This window comes from Candidatus Frankia alpina, from assembly GCF_902806485.1.
In the GTDB taxonomy this organism is placed as follows: Bacteria; Actinomycetota; Actinomycetes; order Frankiales; family Frankiaceae; genus Frankia; species Frankia alpina.
The window spans coordinates 1-2,681 of the sequence record NZ_CADCWT010000400.1; the positions used below are offsets into that span (position 1 = coordinate 1).

A 2,681-nucleotide genomic window follows, 5' to 3' on the forward strand; every position below is an offset into this window, starting at 1 on the left:
CCGCCCTTGATCGCTCCGCGGATGTCCCGGGGGGTCTGCTGGTTGCGTGCACCGACGGCGGTGAGGGCGTCGACGGCGTCGAGGGTGTTCAGCGCGTCGGCGGCGACCATGCGGGCCAGGCCGCGGGCGGCGCCGTAGAGGGTGACGCGCCGTCGCCCCTGCGGGGCCCGGTCGACAGCGGCCAGCGTTGCCGCGAGCAGCGCGTCGGGCTTCGAGATGGCCCCGCCCCCCACGAGGCCGGTCGGACTGGTCTTGGCGGTGCCGGTGGCCGCTGGGACCGGCGCTCCCGAGCGGGTCTGGCAGGCGTCGAGGAGACGGGGGGCCATCTCCTCGACGGGCCGGGGCTGGGAGGTCCACCGGTAGCCGCGGGCGGCCCCGGCGGGCGTGGACGGTGGAGCGACGACGAGTCCGCCGTCGGTCTTGATGTCGACGCCGATCCGGCCGGGGAGCTTGCCGGGCAGCGACCGGCCGGGGTGGGCGTAGTAGAGGTGCCAGCCCCCGCCGGGGGTGGCCACGGTCGCGGTCGGGTTCATCAGCGTCCGGTCAAGCCGGCCGCCGTTACGCGGATCGATATCGATGATCGCCAGGCCGGACACGGCGCCGGTACGGATCGCGAGCAGACCCTCGGGGACGGCGGTGAGCATCGCGGCGATCCGCTCGGGGTCGACGGTGGCGGCGTAGAAGCCGTGGCAGGTCAGACACGGGCAGGCTTCCCGGTCGTGGTCGGGCCCGGCGGCGGCGCACGGCTCGCAGTTGGCGACGGGCCGCTTGGTGCGACCGAGGACGAATACCTGCCAGCCGCGGGCGGCGTAGTGCAACGCGGCGGCACGCCGATCCGGCCACCTGCACCCCGGCTGGGCGGCGGCCCGTGCGGGTGGGTGAGGAACGCCAGCGGTCATGGTCGGTCCTTTCAGCGGAGCGGTCGTCACGTGACGACCGGCGGGTGAGAGGGGGTTGGCGCGGATGGCTTGATGTGGGCGGGAACCGTCACGAGCTCTCCCCGCTAGCGGTGCCAGACCAGGACAAAGACATGTCGGATGGCTGGCACCTGGTTGCCCAGTGCCCCTGACCAGGCTGTTTGCCCCGGCCACCGCAAGCAGGCCGAGGAGCGGCGCGGGGAGTAGGGCGAGGAGTTGCCCGGGAGGTTGCCCAGGGAGTTCGCCCACGTCAGCGGTCGATGCGACGTGCCCTTCTCGGTGGACCTCTGGGGTGTGGCGGGCATGGGTGTTCTCCCGGGGTGGTCGCGGTTCGGTCGTGGTGACGGCTCGTCAGGGGAAGGCTCAGCCGGGAGCGGAGACGTGACAGCGGCGGGCATCGCTGTGGCGGATCTGGCCGTGGCGTCTCGTTCGAGGCGGGGTTAGACGGGTGCGGTGACGGCTGTGACGGGAATGTCGCGGCTGATGGGGTGGGCAACCCAGGTCCAGGCCTCGTCACTGTCGAGACCGTGGTGCAGGAACAAGCGGATATGGCCGTGACGGACGTGGGGGTGCGCCCAGGACCGGGTCTCGTCGATCAGGTCGTTTGTGTGCGCGTCGAGGTAGGTGCGGGCGGCGGCGAGGGCAGTGGGCCGGTCGTGGTGGCCGGCGAGCAGGAGTTCGGTGAAGGTGAGTTCGTCGTCGGCCCAGTCCTCGCAGATCTCGATGTCCGTGCCGTCGACGGTGACGGTGGTCATGGCGGGAAAGACCTGCTCGATCTGGTCGGCGGTGTCCAGGGAGGTCCGCTCCCAGTCGACGGGCGCGGGGATGCCGGTGCGCGGGTGGCCGGAGGGGTCTTTGGGCGTCGGGGCGGTGTGGGTCATGGCCGGTCCTTTCGCTGGGGTGTGGGCGTGGCCGGTCATCACGTGACGACCGGCGGGTGGGTGTCAGGTGGCTGGTGGGGTGCAGCCGCCGGTGCAGACGGCGGCGCGGCTGGTGACGGTGAGCGGTCCGCGGGTGCCGCACCGGTCGCAGGGCGGCATCAGCGGCGCCCGGGCGGTCGACTTCTTCTTCGCAGCGGTCTTCTTCCGGCGCGGGCCTCGGGTGGCGGTCGTCTCGGTGGCGAACCGGTGCGGCCGGCTGGTGGTCTGGCGTCCGTCGACGTCGCGGCGGCGGCCGATCAGCCCGTCGAAGGCCCGTTGGGCCGCGCCGGCGGCCTGGTCGCCGATGCCACCGGCGGCGGCGTTGCAGGCCGGGCAGGGTCCGCGGTCACGTCCACGGCCGACGTACCGGGTTTCGCGGCAGCGGGTGCAGGTGTCTGCCATCAGCCATCCCCTTCCAAGATCTGTGACTCTGCGTGACTGGTGGTGGGCGTGTTGAACGAGGCTCGCGGGCGGTTAGATCGCCGCGGGCGAATTAGATCTCTAACCCGGTGGGCTCAGGGGGCCGGTGGGCCTGCTGGGCTGGGGGAAGTGAGGCGAGTGAGCCCCAGGTGGGGCAGTGGGATCGGAGGGCCGTAGGGGCCTGTCAGGCGCGGTTCAGGGGCTGGTGGGGGGCTCACTCACTCGTCGAGGTCGACGGTGGACCGGCGGGCAATCTCTTCACGGACAGTGACCGGGTCGAGGGGCCAGCGGTTGCCGGTGGAGGGGACCTTGATGCCTTCGGCGGCGAGGAGCTTGACGAGTCCGGTGCCGGTCATGGTCTTGTAGGGGGTCCAGGCGGGGGCGAGGTGGAGCAGCAGCGGCGGGACCTTCGCGGCGGGGATGA

General features: G+C 72.4%; 4 protein-coding genes. All 4 read right to left on the minus strand.

The window, feature by feature from the left end; all coding sequences use genetic code 11:
• Positions 1–899, minus strand: an 899-nt coding sequence (locus tag G6R25_RS23245) for a bifunctional DNA primase/polymerase (protein ID WP_163554571.1), incomplete at its 3' end; no start/stop codon positions are given.
• Between the two features lie 458 nt (positions 900–1,357).
• Entirely contained in the window at positions 1,358–1,798 is a 441-nt protein-coding gene (locus G6R25_RS23250) for a hypothetical protein (protein ID WP_163554572.1), read from the minus strand.
• Positions 1,799–1,861: 63 nt separating this feature from the next.
• Complete coding sequence (locus G6R25_RS23255; protein ID WP_163550363.1) at positions 1,862–2,239, minus strand: hypothetical protein; 378 nt, start codon at positions 2,237–2,239, stop codon at positions 1,862–1,864.
• Between the two features lie 236 nt (positions 2,240–2,475).
• On the minus strand, positions 2,476–2,681 hold a 206-nt coding region (locus tag G6R25_RS23260), incomplete at its 5' end, for a hypothetical protein (RefSeq protein WP_163554573.1).

Coding starts and splice junctions, on each gene's coding strand:
- G6R25_RS23250 (WP_163554572.1), bottom strand. CDS start 1,798: ATGACCCACACCGCCCCGACGCCCAAAGACCCCTCCGGCCACCCGCGC.
- G6R25_RS23255 (WP_163550363.1), bottom strand. CDS start 2,239: ATGGCAGACACCTGCACCCGCTGCCGCGAAACCCGGTACGTCGGCCGT.